This is a genomic window from Salmonella enterica subsp. arizonae (genome assembly GCF_008692845.1).
Classification (GTDB): Bacteria; Pseudomonadota; Gammaproteobacteria; order Enterobacterales; family Enterobacteriaceae; genus Salmonella; species Salmonella arizonae.
In genome coordinates, this window is record NZ_VXJW01000007.1 from 63,413 (window position 1) to 79,603 (window position 16,191).

At 45.4% G+C, this 16,191-nt stretch carries 13 protein-coding genes; 10 read left to right on the forward strand and 3 right to left on the reverse strand.

The window, feature by feature from the left end; all coding sequences use genetic code 11:
- Positions 1-283: 283 nt before the first annotated feature.
- Entirely contained in the window at positions 284-2,551 is a 2,268-nt protein-coding gene (gene adiA / locus F4V61_RS14345; protein ID WP_103143107.1) for an arginine decarboxylase, read from the reverse strand.
- Positions 2,552-2,783: 232 nt separating this feature from the next.
- Positions 2,784-3,716, reverse strand: coding sequence for a transcriptional regulator MelR (gene melR / locus F4V61_RS14350; protein ID WP_058819327.1), 933 nt, complete (start codon positions 3,714-3,716; stop codon positions 2,784-2,786).
- A 268-nt stretch (positions 3,717-3,984) separates the two neighbouring features.
- Between melR and melA the strand changes: the two genes are divergently transcribed.
- The 10 genes from melA (at position 3,985) to F4V61_RS14395 (ending at position 15,293) form a co-directional block, all read left to right on the forward strand.
- Complete coding sequence (gene melA / locus F4V61_RS14355; RefSeq protein ID WP_079827966.1) at positions 3,985-5,340, forward strand: alpha-galactosidase; 1,356 nt, start codon at positions 3,985-3,987, stop codon at positions 5,338-5,340.
- An 83-nt stretch (positions 5,341-5,423) separates the two neighbouring features.
- On the forward strand, positions 5,424-6,854 hold the full coding sequence (melB, locus tag F4V61_RS14360) for a melibiose:sodium transporter MelB (protein WP_079799527.1): 1,431 nt from the start codon (positions 5,424-5,426) through the stop codon (positions 6,852-6,854).
- Positions 6,855-7,426: 572 nt separating this feature from the next.
- Positions 7,427-7,573, forward strand: coding sequence for a hypothetical protein (locus F4V61_RS22075; RefSeq protein WP_153810780.1), 147 nt, complete (start codon positions 7,427-7,429; stop codon positions 7,571-7,573).
- Between the two features lie 65 nt (positions 7,574-7,638).
- The gene (locus tag F4V61_RS14365) at positions 7,639-8,574 is read left to right on the forward strand and encodes a cupin-like domain-containing protein (protein WP_038397144.1); all 936 of its coding nucleotides are present in this window, start codon (positions 7,639-7,641) and stop codon (positions 8,572-8,574) included.
- Between the two features lie 18 nt (positions 8,575-8,592).
- Positions 8,593-9,933 carry an ABC transporter substrate-binding protein gene (locus F4V61_RS14370; protein WP_080161080.1) on the forward strand — a complete coding sequence of 447 codons (1,341 nt, stop codon included), beginning with the start codon at positions 8,593-8,595 and terminating at the stop codon, positions 9,931-9,933.
- Positions 9,923-10,891, forward strand: coding sequence for a ThiF family adenylyltransferase (locus F4V61_RS14375; RefSeq protein ID WP_052043321.1), 969 nt, complete (start codon positions 9,923-9,925; stop codon positions 10,889-10,891). The genes F4V61_RS14370 and F4V61_RS14375 overlap by 11 nt, the downstream gene beginning before the upstream one ends.
- Complete coding sequence (locus F4V61_RS14380; protein WP_000156602.1) at positions 10,878-11,714, forward strand: aKG-HExxH-type peptide beta-hydroxylase; 837 nt, start codon at positions 10,878-10,880, stop codon at positions 11,712-11,714. The genes F4V61_RS14375 and F4V61_RS14380 overlap by 14 nt, the downstream gene beginning before the upstream one ends.
- The gene (locus tag F4V61_RS14385; RefSeq protein WP_001175888.1) at positions 11,701-12,507 is read left to right on the forward strand and encodes a JmjC domain-containing protein; all 807 of its coding nucleotides are present in this window, start codon (positions 11,701-11,703) and stop codon (positions 12,505-12,507) included. The genes F4V61_RS14380 and F4V61_RS14385 overlap by 14 nt, the downstream gene beginning before the upstream one ends.
- Complete coding sequence (locus F4V61_RS14390) at positions 12,485-13,732, forward strand: MFS transporter (protein WP_211359255.1); 1,248 nt, start codon at positions 12,485-12,487, stop codon at positions 13,730-13,732. The genes F4V61_RS14385 and F4V61_RS14390 overlap by 23 nt, the downstream gene beginning before the upstream one ends.
- A complete protein-coding gene (locus tag F4V61_RS14395; protein ID WP_079781951.1) occupies positions 13,722-15,293 on the forward strand; it encodes an ABC-F family ATP-binding cassette domain-containing protein in 1,572 nt (523 codons plus the stop codon). Before F4V61_RS14390 ends, F4V61_RS14395 begins: the two co-directional genes overlap by 11 nt.
- 234 nt (positions 15,294-15,527) lie before the next feature.
- Here the strand turns inward: F4V61_RS14395 and F4V61_RS14400 are convergent, their stop codons facing one another.
- Entirely contained in the window at positions 15,528-16,154 is a 627-nt protein-coding gene (locus F4V61_RS14400) for a DUF2238 domain-containing protein (protein ID WP_058819334.1), read from the reverse strand.
- Positions 16,155-16,191 lie beyond the last annotated feature (37 nt).

The following is a 16,191-nucleotide window of genomic DNA, read 5'->3' on the forward strand; positions in this document are numbered from 1 at the left end:
GAATATGAACATAAAAGACCGGATCTCGCCAAACGGGTGAGATAACGGGGGTTGAGTCAATTGTGTGATGAATTGAAACTTCATTAAAATAACTTTCCTGAATAATATTACAATATTTGTACGATGAATTAGGGTGTACAAAAAGTTGTACGCGAGTGGCAACCTGTAATTTTTGTATAAAAAAAGCGCGGGATGGGGCCCGCGCAAAAAGGTATGACAGTATTATTGTTTTGCAGCAATACTCAGGGAATACGTGCCATCCTCAAAAAAAGACTATCTGTGATTAGGCTTTCACGCACATAACGTGATATACGCCGTCAATAATTTCCGTGCCTTCGGTTTCATGTTCAAATCCAGGGAAGTGATGATCCCAGGATTGCAGCGAGCGTAAGTAACCCACCTGCGGACTGTTTTCATCGCCAAAGTTTTCGCCGGAGAGCAGCATCGGAATTCCTGGCGGGTAAGGAATAACGGAGTTCGCCGCAATGCGACCCGGTAGATTTTCAATCGCCACCATTTCAATATTGTCGTTTACGATCGCATTATAGGCGTCGCGCGGGGTGATCTCCGCGGCCGGCAAGGTGGAATAGGCGGCGTTGAGACGGGCGCCAGGGTTATTTTCACGTAGCCAAGAAAACATTTTATCGCCCAAATCATGAATACCCATGTTCGCGTAAGTGTCAGGATAATCTTGCACCAGTTCCGGCATTACCTGTTCCAGCGGCGTATTCGCGTCGTAATGGTGTTTGAAGGAACACAGTGTGTTGATCAGCGTCCCCCATTTCCCGCGAGTGACCCCCATAGAGAACAGGAACATAATCTGGAAGTCAGTGGTGCGGGTCGGTACGATACCATGGCGGCCAAGCCATGCCGTGACCAGCGCAGCAGGTACGCCGGATGCTTCCAGTTCACCATCGTCGCCCATACCCGGTGCCAGGATACTGACTTTAATCGGGTCCAGCATACTCCAGTTATCCGGCAGGTCTTTAAAGCCGTGCCAGGTTTCTCCGGGTCGCATGACCCAGCAGTTCTGGTCGGTTGCCAGCAGTTTTGCCGGCGCGTCGGCGAAGTCGTAGGTTTTACCGGTTTGCGGATCGGTAACGACGTCTTTATTCCATGGTTTAAAGAACCAGTCGCCTTCATCGGTAAACTCTTTATAAAGACGCGCCATCGCCTGACGGAAATCGACCGCTTCGTCAATTACCTCTTGGGTGAGCGACAGACCGCTGTTGCCATCCATCATAGATACCGCCACATCGTTGGATGCGCAGATGGCATATAACGGAGAGGTGGTGGCATGCATCATATACGCCTGGTTGAAGCGGGAGAAATTCACCGAGCCACGGCCTTCACGAACGTGAATGTAAGATGCTTGTGAAAGCGCATTCAGCAGTTTATGAGTGGAGTGGGTGGCAAAAACGGTTGGACCGTTATGGTCGCCAGGCTCGCCGCGCATTGCGTAGTGATCGCAATAAATCGGATTGAAGCGCGCATAACCGTACCATGCTTCGTCGAAGTGGATACGATCGCTGGTCTTCGCCAGCAGATTTTGTGCCTCTTTGGCGTTATAGCATACGCCGTCATAGGTACAGTTAGTTACCACGCTATAAGACGGTTTCTGTCCGGCTTTGGTTTTGGTCAGCGGACTTGCGCTGATTTTCTTCTGCAAGGTTTCAGGCTGCATTTCCTGCGGGTAGATTGGCCCGATAATGCCGTAACGGTTACGGCTTGGCACCATATAGACCGGTTTAGCCCCGGTGAGGATCAGCCCCTGCTCGATGGATTTATGGCAGTTACGATCCAGTACGACGACATCATTATCTGTCATACAGGCCTGCATAATAGTGCGGTTAGAACCGGAGGTTCCGACAACCACGGACCAGGAGCGGTCGGCGCCGAATACGCGGGCAGCGTTTTTCTCGCTTTCGCCAAACGCGCCAGTATGGTCGAGTAGCGAGCCGAGCGTGGTACGTTCAATCCCCATGTCGCTACGGAACAGGTTTTCGCCATAATAGTCGTGATAAAAGCGACCGGCAGGCGTTTTAGTGAAGCCGACGCCGCCCTGGTGTCCCGGCGCCGCCCATGAATATTCATGAATGTCGCTGTATTTCATCAACGCGTTAAATAACGGCGGTAACAGTTGCTGGCGATACCGGGTCATGGCGGCAACGGCGCGTCCGGCGATAAAGTCAGCGGTGTCTTCCAGAATCCAGGCGAATTCATCGACAAGCTCCAGCAGGTCGCGGTCCAGCGATGCCGTCGCTTTTTCCCTGTCGCCTAACAGGAAAACGGGCACGTTTTCCTGACGCTCGTGAAGTTTACCGATCAATTGCCTGACGCTCAGGTGTTCATCCGGTTGTTCCATTTGATAGCTGAACATCAGACAGTCAATGGCTTCGTTAGCGGACAAGATGGCATAACCGTCATCGAAGGATGTCGATTTAATGACGGTGACATCTTGTTGGCTTAAGGCATCCGCCAGACGCTCAACCGCGTTGCCAACCCAGGTGTCCTGATGCAGAAACTCACTTTCAACAATTAATACTTTCATCATCTTTTACCCGGTTGTGGAGGCCGTGCAATTTACGCCTTGCCGACCCGCCGTATGAATGTGACGTGGGCAAGTATTACCCCGTCAAATAGGGGGTGTAAAGTGATTGAATAATGGTCAGTTGTTGATATTATATTTTAATAAACAATGAGTTAATTATTGATATTGAGCGATTTCACCTGCCGTTTATCGACAGGTGAATTATTTTTTTGGCTGATAGTGGTATCAGTTTTTAGCCGGACATCGTCTGGCGTCGTTGCTGGCTTAGCTTGCGGTATTGTTGTGGCGACATGCCGACAAATTTGCTGAAAGTACTGTAAAAACGGCTGCTGGATCGGAATCCGGCGGTCAGAGCGACATCGAGGATCGTTTTGTCAGTATCGCTCAATAAGGCACGTACGTGATTGATGCGCATCGCCGTGATGTACTGCTTCATCGTCAATTGCATGACCCGCTGGAATATCCCCATCGCGTAGTTAGCATTGAGTTTGACATGCTCCGCGACGTCGTTAATGGTTAGCGCCTGATCGTAGTTGTCGGCAATAAATCCCAGCATCTGGCTTACGTAAAACTGCGCATGGCGTGAAACGCTGTTCTTATGGGTGCGTGATGTTTTATTGAGCAAAATGGGTTGCCAGCCGGAAAAACTAAAGCGTTTAAGCATCAGGCCGATTTCATCGATCGCCAACTGACGAATTTGTTCATTCGGGCTGCTTGTTTCCTTTTGCCAGCGCAGCACTTCAAAAGTGCTAAGCTGCTGGGTCGCCAGCGATTTAACCACCATCCCATGCGTGACGTGGTTGATAAGGTCGCGATCCAGCGGCCAGGAGAGAAACAAGTGCATCGGTAAACTGAAAATCGCCATCTGCCGGCAATTGCCGGCGCGGGTAAGCTGGTGCGGCGTACAGGCCCAAAACAGAGTGATATGCCCCTGTTTTATCTGTACGACTTCATTGTTGATTAAATACTCCACATCGCCGTCAAACGGAACATTGACTTCCACCTGCCCATGCCAGTGACTGCTGGCCATCCTGTGCGGCGGCCTTAATTCAACGTCCAGCCGTTGATATTCAGAATAGAGCGACAGCGGGCTACGGGTTTGCTTTTCATCGCCGTTGCACATGTGCGGGTCGGGCGGGAGAAAGGTTATTGGCTGCGTACTCATCGTCACTCCGTTTCCTGAATTATCAGAATTATGCGCGTTTAGCAGGGAGGAAACCGGGAATCCGGGCACAGAATCCATCGATATTGTAGAGCGTAGTCTCATTATCAGGCCGAATACTCTGCTTTTTACGCGATTTTGTCCCAAAAACTCAGATCTTCCGCTCGTCAGCATACGATCTGAGTTTTCGGGAAGGCTCATCGGGGAAGACGGAGGTTTCCACCGGGAACGCGTGCCACCATGAAGGTGTTCACTACTGTTCTGGAGAGTCATGATGACGGCACCCAAAATTACCTTTATCGGCGCAGGTTCGACGATTTTCGTTAAAAATATCCTCGGCGATGTGTTTCACCGCGAGGCGCTAAAGTCAGCGCATGTCGCCCTGATGGATATTGACCAAACCCGGCTTGAAGAGTCGCACATTGTGGTACGAAAACTGATGGACTCTGCGGGCGCTTCTGGCCGGATTACCTGCCATACCAACCAAAAAGCGGCGCTGCAGGATGCGGATTTCGTGGTCGTCGCCTTCCAGATTGGCGGCTATGAACCCTGCACCGTGACCGATTTTGAGGTCTGTAAACGTCATGGCCTGGAACAGACGATCGCCGATACGCTGGGGCCGGGCGGCATTATGCGCGCGTTGCGGACCATCCCGCATCTGTGGCGGATTTGCGAAGACATGACGGAAGTCTGTCCGAAGGCCACCATGCTCAATTACGTCAACCCGATGGCGATGAACACCTGGGCGATGTATGCCCGCTATCCGCATATCAAACAGGTCGGCCTGTGCCACTCTGTACAGGGAACGGCGGAAGAACTGGCGCGCGACCTGAATATCGATCCCGCCTCGCTGCGCTACCGCTGCGCCGGAATTAACCATATGGCGTTTTACCTGGAACTGGAGCGCAAAACGGCTGACGGAACTTATGTCAATCTCTATTCTGAATTGCTGGCGGCTTATGACGCCGGACAGGCGCCGAAGCCCAATATTCACGGCAATGAACGCTGCCAGAACATTGTGCGCTACGAGATGTTCAAAAAGCTGGGTTACTTCGTCACCGAGTCATCAGAGCATTTTGCCGAGTACACACCGTGGTTTATTAAACCGGGACGCGAGGATCTGATTGCGCGCTACAAGGTGCCGCTGGATGAATACCCGAAACGCTGCGTAGAACAACTGGCGAACTGGCATAAAGAGCTGGAGGAGTATAAAACCGCCGAGTGTATCGACATCAAACCGTCCCGCGAGTACGCCAGCACCATTATGAACGCTCTGTGGACTGGCGAGCCGAGCGTGATTTACGGCAATGTGCGTAATGAGGGGCTGATTGATAATCTGCCGCAGGGAAGCTGCGTGGAAGTGGCTTGTCTGGTGGATGCCAACGGCATCCAGCCGACGAAGGTGGGGACGATCCCTTCTCATCTGGCGGCGATGATGCAGACCAACATCAACGTGCAAACGCTGTTGACCGAAGCCATCCTCACGGAAAACCGCGATCGCGTGTATCACGCGGCGATGATGGACCCTCATACCGCGGCGGTGCTGGGTATAGAAGAAATCTATGCGTTGGTTGACGATTTGATCGCCGCGCATGGCGACTGGCTTCCGGCCTGGTTACGCCGTTAATCTCCAGCCGCGCTGGACGGCAGATCCGGCGTTTAACCTCTACTAACAGAAGGCGGGCGCTGGTAACAGCGACCCGGTACTCTATGAGCATCTCTCTGACAACAAAGCTAAGTTACGGGTTCGGTGCGTTTGGTAAGGATTTCGCCATCGGCATTGTGTATATGTACCTGATGTATTACTACACCGATGTGGTGGGACTCTCGGTCGGCCTCGTCGGCACCCTCTTTCTGGTCGCGCGAATCTGGGATGCGATAAACGATCCCATTATGGGCTGGATTGTCAACGCCACGCGTTCGCGGTGGGGGAAATTTAAGCCGTGGATATTGATCGGCACTTTAACCAATTCGCTGGTGCTTTTCCTGCTGTTCAGCGCCCATCTTTTTGAAGGGACCGCGCAGGTGGTTTTTGTCTGCGTGACCTACATCCTGTGGGGCATGACGTATACCATTATGGATATCCCATTTTGGTCACTGGTGCCGACCATTACGCTTGACAAGCGCGAGCGCGAACAACTGGTGCCGTTCCCGCGTTTTTTCGCCAGTCTGGCTGGCTTCGTCACTGCGGGTATGACGCTGCCGTTTGTGAAATACATTGGCGGCGCGGATCGCGGGTTCGGCTTTCAGATGTTCACGCTGGTGCTGATTGCGTTCTTTATTGCGTCGACCATCGTGACATTACGCAACGTACATGAGGTGTACTCTTCCGACAACGGCGTAACGGCGGGCCGCCCACACTTGACGTTAAAAACCATCGTTGGATTGATATACAAAAACGATCAACTCTCCTGTCTGTTGGGAATGGCGCTGGCGTATAACATTGCCTCCAATATTATCAATGGCTTTGCTATCTACTACTTCACCTATGTGATTGGCGATGCCGATCTTTTTCCCTATTACCTTTCTTATGCCGGCGCGGCGAATCTACTGACGCTGGTTGTCTTCCCCCGGCTGGTGAAAATGTTATCGCGGCGGATATTGTGGGCGGGCGCCTCTGTGATGCCCGTTCTGAGTTGCGCGGGACTTTTTGCGATGGCGTTAGCGGACATCCATAATGCCGCGTTAATCGTGGCGGCGGGTATTTTCCTTAATATCGGGACCGCGCTCTTTTGGGTGCTGCAGGTGATCATGGTGGCGGATACGGTCGATTATGGGGAATTTAAGCTCAATATTCGCTGCGAGAGTATCGCTTATTCCGTACAGACGATGGTCGTGAAGGGCGGCTCGGCGTTTGCGGCGTTCTTTATCGCTCTGGTGCTGGGGCTGATTGGCTACACGCCGAATGTGGCGCAGTCTGCGCAAACCTTGCAGGGGATGCAGTTTATTATGATTGTCCTGCCGATACTGTTTTTCATGATGATGTTGGTTCTCTACTTCCGGTACTACCGTTTGAATGGCGATATGCTGCGCAAGATTCAGATCCATCTGCTGGATAAATACCGGAAAGCGCCGTCATTCGTCGAACAGTCGGATAACCCGACGATTTCTACGGTAGCGGCTGGCGATGTAAAGGCGTAATCATGACGTGGATTTCCTTGATTGCCTACCTGGCGGCAGCCTTGACTAACGCTGCCATTTTTGCCCCTGGCGATTGAGGTTATTACCACTCGTAACACAGGGAATTTCTGTTCTGATGTACGTGATGTTTGTCTGCGGGCTGGTGATGTGACTGATTTATAGCGTATTGATTGACGATATGGCCATCAGCGTGGCGAACCGTGTTTGTCAATTCTGTGGACATAGAAATCCTCTTTTACAAAATCGATGCCGATAGTCTTAACGTTCATGATGTCCGCTCCGCTCAAGTATTGACGATTTATCGCCCCACTGTGGCACAAGATATAGGGGGCGACCATTTCATTAAAAAAGCCATTAATTTCTCTTGAGCACTTCGTTTTATTAATCAATAACCAATGATTTTTTGTGAATCCAGTCACACTTACATAAGAATAAAATAACATAAATTTACATACTGCATTACTTTTAAATCGCAAGCGACATTTACTTAACTTTTTTTAAATTAATTGAAGATCACTGCGTTTGAATTTTTGTTTAACAACAATCCAAGTCAAATTACAGGAGCACTAACCATGAATGATTTCGAAAGCAAAGAGTTTCGTTCTTATGTATCTCCAACTGAGACTCAAGATTTTGATGTTGAATTCAAAATTGAAAATGTACAGCTGGCTGAGATTGAACTGGATAATGAACTGTTATTAGCAACTCACCGCTGCTAATAAGATCATCGGGTTCTGGGGGTAACCCCAGAACTAAAATTTGGAACTTATCGTGAGAATTCTCTATGAGCGTATTCCGGCCATATGTCGAAAATGTCGAAAATGTTGAAAACAATCATTTTGAAGAAACATTTTTCAATAAAACCCAACCCGTGCAGTATGCAAATTTGAACAGCGACATGCCTGCCTATAAAAAATGGAGTTTTGAATTTTTTAAAGCTCGCTGTAGCGATGTATTATGTCAGGTAAGTGATAACTTAGAGGATCCGGCAAATATCACCAGAAAGATTTCAATATCTGAATATATTGATCTTATGAAAAATGGCGAACATTGCCCCTATATGACAGGCTGGAGTTATCAAAAAATCTTGCCTGAGTTGGACGACGATATCTTTTTTCCAAAATTCCATCCGGATGATTTCATCGATCGTTTGCCAAAAAGAATGCAATTCCGCAGACGATGGGTGTTTTTTGGAAAAAAAGGAATAAATTGCGATCTTCACATTGACTGTTTTTCAACCAGCGCATGGTTATTGATGATTGAAGGTCAAAAAACATTCCGTGCTATATCTCCACTTCATCGTCATCACATTGAGATGGGGTCTTCATTATTTAATGAAGGCATCGTATCACATCTGGATAAATTAAATGTTGAGATTTTTGAATTTACCCTTACTCCCGGGACTATTCTCTACGTGCCGACTGGATGGGTACATGAAATCCGTAATGACACGGATAATATTATGGTGACAGGTGGTTTTACTTCCAGACAGCATGCCATAAGATTTTATAAAAATTATCACTCCTATATCTCCAGAGATTCAAATGAGAGTGACATTGCTTTCAATGATTATCTCGAAGCGCTTACAGAAGATAAATTCAAAATCTCGGATGAAGTCAGGGATTCTATTATAGAGGAGGTCGCTTACACCAAAGAAAAAATAGAGATCTTGCTTAGAAAAAATAAAGTGTATGAAGAGATTATTAAGAAAACTGCTTAGGTAACTGGCCTGAACATCATGAATAATTTAAATGTCGCTATTGATGTTTTCCCTTATAAAGAAGATATCTGGTCGATCTGTGATTACAGTGGAGAGCAAATTTACAGCAAACTTGCGCTTCCGTTGTTCTCTTTGGAAAAGGACGAAATTAAGCCCTTAGGTGCCGAATCCTTCCAACAGACAGTTGACTCATTCCGAATAAATATCAGAAAAGATTTATTCTGGAGTAATGGTGATAATGTGAAAGCTGTGGATTATGTGCGGGCGATCAAACACATCTGTTATGATGAGAATAATCGTTATAATAAGCTCCTTGCATCTGTAGCAAAACTGGGTTTAGAAACAGAAATCCATAATGACCATAGCTTTACTATTCAAACTTCATGGTATGATCCATTTATTACTCAATATTTGTCTTTATTAAATTTTTCTCCCAAACACGAGCATGATGATGACGTTTTCGCCGGACCTTATGTTCTAGTAAAAAAACAGGATAACCTTTATCAACTGATTGCTAATAAATATTTTATGCTTGATAAGAACTTTCCCGCTGTGGAAAAAATCAATTACCTTCTGGTTGAAAAAGATCCGAACGGCGAGGCCTTTTTTGATGGTAAAGTGCATGTCAGTTGTAACACTGCCGTCAACTTGAAAAATTATCGCATCTTTACGGCTAAGAAAAATTTTGTGGCTGCTGAAGGTAACTTAATGATGATGCTCTCTCCCGGAATAAAATTTGATAAACTGCCAAACCACGTCAAAGAAATTTTAACTTCTAAAATTAATCGCAATACAATTTCGGCACGTTACGATAATATATTAAAGCCGGTTGCATCATGGATGTCTATGTATTTTGATGGTTCTTATTATCCGCTTAGGGATGCTATCGCCTACAAAAAAAGTAGTTTTATTATCGACATATCTTATGAAGATTTCTATCCAAATGATGAAATTCTTGAAGATATTTCTAAACAACTCTCTGGTTTTAATATTGAAGTCCGCAAACATCAGGATAAATATGGCTACTGGCTTTCTGAATCCCATCTACGCTTTGAGATTCGCAAAATTCCTCAGCGAAATCCTGTGCAAATCATTCGATCTGATTTGAGTAATATATCTACGAGTCATGCGAAATTTGAGAAAATAAAAAAACTGTATTCAATGCTCTTCACTGAAGCGCTATCATCTCAGCAACCAGAAATATTCAAGGTTATTGATTTTTATTTGCGAGATCATTGCCTTAGTCTCCCTTTATTTATTTTTCCTACTGGTTTTTTTTGTCACAGTTCAATTCTGGAAAACACCTTATATGCTCCGGGACGTAAGGTTCTCATAAAGGAAGCGGTGAGTGAAAATTAAACTAAATGCCTCGATCATAAGAACAGATGATAAAATCATATTTTTGGGTAAAAAAAATTACCAGATGACCGATATTATTGGCCCTGAGGCGGACAATTTTTTAACCAAATTTGAAACTGGTCTGGACGAGACAGAATTGCAGTCGTGGCTTAAAGATGATAGCTGTTATGCACTTTATAAAAAAATGTCCGAGTTGAATTTGCTGGTACTGTCAGAAAATAAATATGGAGGAACCGTTTTAGAAAAAACCTATGATTTCCTAAATTTTCATTTAGGAACATTACACTCACCGTTTAGCTTTGAGAATGATATCCACATCGCCCTTATTGGATGTGGTGGAACAGGATCAAATATAGGGCTGTGTCTGGCCTCATCGGGGATCAAAAAATTCACTTTAATCGACTATGATAGAATTCAGATAAGTAATCTGAACCGCCAGTTTGCCTATGATTCCGCTGATATTGGCAAAAGTAAGGCACAGTGCTTAAAAGATAAATTGCTTAGAATAAATTCTGATGTCAACATTTCTTTATATGAACGTAAAATTACCTGTTCAGAAGATCTGCATTGCCTTTCTAATGATGTTAGTTTACTGGTATCAGCTATTGATACTCCGGCCGTTAAGTCATCTCTCTACATCGTTGAATATGCTATGCGCCACAAAGTCCCGGTTATCTTTGGAGCTGCAGGATACGATACTATTACAGCAGGTCCTTTGTTAACCACTGAGACGGCCAAAGCCACATTCCATCGCCTTTTGCAGAGGAGTTCTTATGCAGTAACAAAACCTATAACAGGGTCTATCGCATCCACTAATTTACTGCTAAGTGCAATATTGGCTAACAATATTACCAGCTTTTTTTATCCTTTTAGCAAACCCGACTTGATTAATGTGAGAAAAATATACAATCCTGTCAGCATGATTACAATGAGGGAAATATACTATGACAATAACTAATAAAGATATTTTTTCCATATTTTTAAACAGGGAAGTCATAGAACAAGAGTGTGCACTATGGCGGCAATTTGTTGCCTGTAATAAAAAACAAACAATTCTTAATTTCCTTACAGAAAACCATTCCTACGCTTCCTGGCCAGAAAAAGTTGTTTGCTATCAGCCCGATAATCGTGAGGATTATCAGGCAGTTCTGAAATCAGTCGCTGTGGAAATGCAACGTCAAAATGAAGATTTTTCAGAAATACATTACTCTGTAATGAACAGTTATAGAGAAAATATTCTGGAAGCAATTGAGTTGCTCTCAACAAACAGTGCTGTGATGGATTACACCTTGAGGAATATTATTGGGCGTATTGTTATCGTCAGTTGTGACTCACTTATAGCAACCAGTTCCGTGCTTTTTTTAGGACTTATCGTTATCTCGCCTAAAGAAAACTGGACTCTATTTGATTATATCGAAAATATTATTCATGAGATGTCTCACATTGAACTCTATATTAAGCAACTACTCGATCCCCTTGTATCGACAGGAATTTACCTGAAAAGTCCTTTTCGTGATCAACCCCGTCCTGCAAATGGGGTCTTTCATGCTGCTTTTGTTCTAAGTCGCATTATTTTTTATATGCACAACCTTACTTTCTCAGGAGTATATAAGCTGCCTGCTGCTGTCAATCTTAATAAGGCATCTCTGTTATTGAAGGAGACACTGGCGCAGTTTGACCATAAGAATTGCCTTACGGTACAAGGCAGTAGCATGGCAGAAGAAATGAGTTTGGTCTTATCTCAATTTCAAAAAGAGGATTCAGTCAGTGCAATTATTTAAAAATGAGCAAGCATTTTTGGAATACTGCCGTGTTAATGATTTGACGGGTACATGTTTTCTTATTCATGGATATTGCTTTCAGTGGCCATTGTTTACGCAGGGAAATTTTTATTCCATTGAGGAAAATTTCGGTAGCGATAAGATATTTATTGAGGAAGGAATAAATAAATCGGGCAGAGTGGAAGTTACGGTGAGTGATTATATTAAGCGCATTCAGTCTGGCGTTAAAGGCATGGGTAACTGGTCATGGCAGCCGCATCTTTCCCACGCAAAATCACTTAACAATAGTTTCACTGTACCCGAAGCTATTACATTAAATAATATTGAGAAATCGTTAGTAGGCGAACTGGTTCTTGCACCCTGGATTTTGATGTCTGCAACTGAAACAGTCACCAACATGCATCAGGATATGCTCAGCGTGAACGGTATTGTTGGGCAGTTGCAGGGCGTGAAAGAATTTACGTTAGTTGCACCGCAGTATGCGCTTGAAGAGGGTAAATTTTACAGCACATACGAGCTCGAAACACTTGGTATCCCTTTTGAGTGCGTGGTGCTTCATCCAGGTGATTTTCTTTACTTTCCTGCGCACTGGTGGCATCAGGCAAAAACGATTGAGTGCTCGGTGAGCTTCATTCATAGTACAGTAAATCTGTACAATATGACCGCTTTTTTGGATGATGCCATTTCTCAAATGCCAGCCTTGATACAAAGAGTGCAGTCAGCGGCGAAAAAACGGGGCTATTTCGGCTACAGAATTAAGTGGTTGTGTAATGGATTCAGGTCATTGGGATAAGAGAATGTTTAGAGCAGAAGTAAAGGAACGGCTGGCACTGTTTGAAAACAAGAATTTTTTTCTTTTCACCGTGAGTGGTCTTTTTGCCACTTTTGGTAATGGATTAAATTATATTGCGCTTTCCTGGTTGGCCTATAACAAAACCGATTCAGTTAAAGGTGTAGCGATAATGATGTTTTGCATCTGGATGCCCAGTATCCTTTTCGCTCCTTTATTTGGCCTGCTTGCCGATCGTTACAATCGTAAAGCACAAATCATTATCTCAAATCTGGTCAGGGGGATAGTTATCGTTGCATGGGTACTGATGTGGGAAATGAATATTGAGCCAGACCTGATGATTCTGTGCTCTCTACTTGGGGTATTTATTTCATTTTACATGCCTTCCGCGGTGCCTTTTATTCAAAGTATCGTGTCTGAAGAGGATCTTGTTAGCGCGAATGCAACCATTGATATGGTTTACGAATTTGGCACTATTGTGGGAATGGGATTAAGTGGCTTCATACTGGCTGTAGTAGGTATCAAAGGCACGCTACTTATCGGTGGTATACTTTTTATTATCGCTGGCCTTTTCAACCTTGCCATGCGTACGGTAGTAATGTCAGAAAATGCAAATAAACAAAGTGGAAGTTGGTGGTACAACTATACCTCTTCGCTGAGATACTTTAAAAGTAAGCCTGCACTTTTTATGCCTTATATGAGCCAGATGATAATCATGGTTCTTTTGATGACTATTCCTATTATTTTAGTCCCTTATACACGTGAAGTGTTGCATGCGAGCACCCGGGTATTTGCGCTTTATGAAGCTCTGTATTCATTGGGGGTTTTAGCAGGTGGCTTTTTATCACCTGTGCTTTGTAAAAAAATCAGCATCAGGAAAACGCTTGCCTTGCTTTTATTGGTTATGGCTGGCGGTTTATATATACTCTCTGTTAATGATGCTGTTATTTTGGTATTCCCGATTTATTTTCTTATTGGTTTTGGTATTTCCAGTTGGGCCCTGTCGATATCTCTTTCACAACTTCATTGTGCGCCTGAGTATCAGGGAAGACTTCAGGCTACTTTTAACGGCCTGTCGGGAATATTTATTCTTGCCATATATCTTCTTATGGCAAAAGAAGGGAATGGCTTATCCTCTCAGGGAGTTTACCTGGCTCAGTCGGTTCTTGCGCTAGCGGGCATTGTTATTGTGCTTTTTTATCGTAAAGGGGAACATCGTGAGTCGTAAAGATCAAGTTTTTCTCTCAACTAATCAATTGAGTTACCATAATACAACAAATCTGTTGTTTAACGATGTTTCTCTTTCATTAAACTCCACTGAAAAGGTGGGCTTAGTTGGATTCAACGGTGCCGGTAAGTCCACCCTGCTACAACTGTTGACTAAGAATCTGGAGCCAAGTTCAGGCCTGGTTACTCACCCCAAATCGTTACGTTATTACCTTGTGGAACAGCGTTTTCCAGAGCACTTATTATCTTTAACGCCAGAAGAGGCTCTTCTCGATATTTTAGAAACAGATGAGCGCATAAGTGAAAGCTGGCGCGCTGAAGTTATTCTTGAAAATATTGGTATAGGGTTTACCCAGCATGATACTCCATGTTCAGAACTTAGCGGTGGCCAGCAGACGCGCCTGTTACTGGGTAGAGCGCAGCTCTCTACTCCCAATGTTCTTTTACTTGATGAGCCTTCAAACCATCTTGATTTGCCGACGTTAATCTGGCTTGAAGCATTTTTAGCAGACTGGCGTGGAAGCTTAATTCTGGTTTCCCATGATACCCGCTTGCTCGATACTGTCACCAACAGTACTTGGATTATCGCTAATGGCGGCGTGCATCAATATCGACTCCCCTGCACGCAAGCTTTAGTGCAGCACGAACAAAGCGATCTTGCCTGCCAGCAGCAATATCAGGATCAGGCAAACGAAATTGAGCGCATCGAAGCCAGCGCGCGTCAGTTGGCGGTGTGGGGTAAAGATCAGCATAGTAAAAGCTCGGCAAGAAAAGCGCAGTCCATGTTCAAACGTGTAGATAAACTCAAGCTTGAGCAAAATACCTTACCAGAACCTTATCCCTGGAATCTTTCCTTTCCCGGCCAAATGCTGCCGGCAAAACGACTTCTGTTTTGCAACGAGGTTGTGGTCAGGGCACCGAGGCAGACTAATATCCTGTACACAATAGATGAGCTGTTGATTCAGCCAGGAGAAAAAATTGCTTTAATCGGTGCTAATGGCATGGGTAAGTCGACTCTGCTGCAGCTTATCTGGAAGAGTTATCGGGATCGGGATCGGGCCATTACACTGCATGACTCGACGGTAATGGCCTATTACGATCAGCTACAAAATGGTGTGAATAGCGAGCTGGATATTATAAATGCATTATCCAGTTTTTGCAGTACGTCGCGCGTGAATGCCAATAATGAGCAGTTGAAGCAGGCGTTACTTAAAGCCGGATTCCCCTGGGAACGTCTGCAGAGTAAAGTCAAAACATTGAGTGGGGGAGAAAGAGCAAGATTATTATTTGCAGGTATATCCCTCATCAACAGTCATCTGCTTTTGCTGGATGAGCCCACTAACCATCTGGATATATCAGGTAAAAAGGCCCTTGAACGTCAGTTAGAAGAGTTTAACGGCACTGTGCTTCTAGTATCGCACGATCGTAGTCTTATTGAAAAGGTCTGCAAACGTTTTTTGGTAATAAGCGATGGAAAGCTGCACTCTTTCAACGACTATCGCCAGGCTTATAGCGCCTCACAAATGACAGTTGAAGGTCATCTGCTGAGTAACGCGTCATGACATATTGGGCTTTGTTAATGAAATAGTAGCCCTCAATATCTTGTGCCACAGGGGGACGATATCAATATTGTAGCCAGATGAGGTTCACCTCATTAGCATGACAGTGTTACTTGCAATTCCACATAATTGCCGATGCTGGTGATGAAATATCACCAGGGGTGAATTACCTGGTCGCTTATCTGACCTGCAATGTGTTTATTTTCCCTTCTTTGCAGGCCAGTTAAGCCAATATTATCAGCCAATTAACTGGTAGTGCTCTAATTGTCTGGAATGCGCGCGCGCCAGTAAAATGACCGTGGTTAACGCGCCGAGCAGGGCGCAGAACATATCTGACTGCGTATCCCACGGATCGCCCTGGGTGCCCAGAAAATCGTCTGCACCTTGGCCCATTGCCAGGGCCGCCCACCACTCGATCAGCTCATAAGTTGCGCTAATCGCCAGCGCCACGCAGCAGACCAGAAAAGCCAGCATTTTTCGTCCACGGACGATTTGCCCGCGTGCGAGGATCTCACGCGCGGCTAGTGCCGGCACCAGCCCCTGAAAGAAGTGTCCCAGTTTGTCATATGGATTGCGGCTTAGCTCCAGCCACTCCTGGACCTCAAAACCGATGGGCACTTTGGCGTAGGTATACATCCCGCCAACCATCAAAATGATGGCATGAAAGAAAATCAACGTGTAGAGCAGCGGCGTCAACGGATAGCGTCTGGCGGTGACTAACAACAGTGGCGCCACAATGATCACCGGCGTCACTTCCATCAGCCAGGTTATTTTGTCGCCCGACATCAAGCCAGTATAAAATAGAAGGAGCGACAGAATTAGCGCGCCAGAGTTCAGTAGTGAAGGGGGCAGTGTACGGATCATGGTGATGATAAAAGTTATGGAAAAGATGACTATTCAC

Excerpts from the sequence above, each read along its gene's own strand:
- adiA (WP_103143107.1), bottom strand. The coding sequence starts at position 2,551 with ATGAAAGTATTAATTGTTGAAAGTGAGTTTCTGCATCAGGACACCTGG.
- melR (WP_058819327.1), bottom strand. The coding sequence starts at position 3,716 with ATGAGTACGCAGCCAATAACCTTTCTCCCGCCCGACCCGCACATGTGC.
- melA (WP_079827966.1), top strand. The coding sequence starts at position 3,985 with ATGATGACGGCACCCAAAATTACCTTTATCGGCGCAGGTTCGACGATT.
- melB (WP_079799527.1), top strand. The coding sequence starts at position 5,424 with ATGAGCATCTCTCTGACAACAAAGCTAAGTTACGGGTTCGGTGCGTTT.
- F4V61_RS22075 (WP_153810780.1), top strand. The coding sequence starts at position 7,427 with ATGAATGATTTCGAAAGCAAAGAGTTTCGTTCTTATGTATCTCCAACT.
- F4V61_RS14365 (WP_038397144.1), top strand. The coding sequence starts at position 7,639 with ATGAGCGTATTCCGGCCATATGTCGAAAATGTCGAAAATGTTGAAAAC.
- F4V61_RS14370 (WP_080161080.1), top strand. The coding sequence starts at position 8,593 with ATGAATAATTTAAATGTCGCTATTGATGTTTTCCCTTATAAAGAAGAT.
- F4V61_RS14380 (WP_000156602.1), top strand. The coding sequence starts at position 10,878 with ATGACAATAACTAATAAAGATATTTTTTCCATATTTTTAAACAGGGAA.
- F4V61_RS14390 (WP_211359255.1), top strand. The coding sequence starts at position 12,485 with ATGGATTCAGGTCATTGGGATAAGAGAATGTTTAGAGCAGAAGTAAAG.
- F4V61_RS14400 (WP_058819334.1), bottom strand. The coding sequence starts at position 16,154 with ATGATCCGTACACTGCCCCCTTCACTACTGAACTCTGGCGCGCTAATT.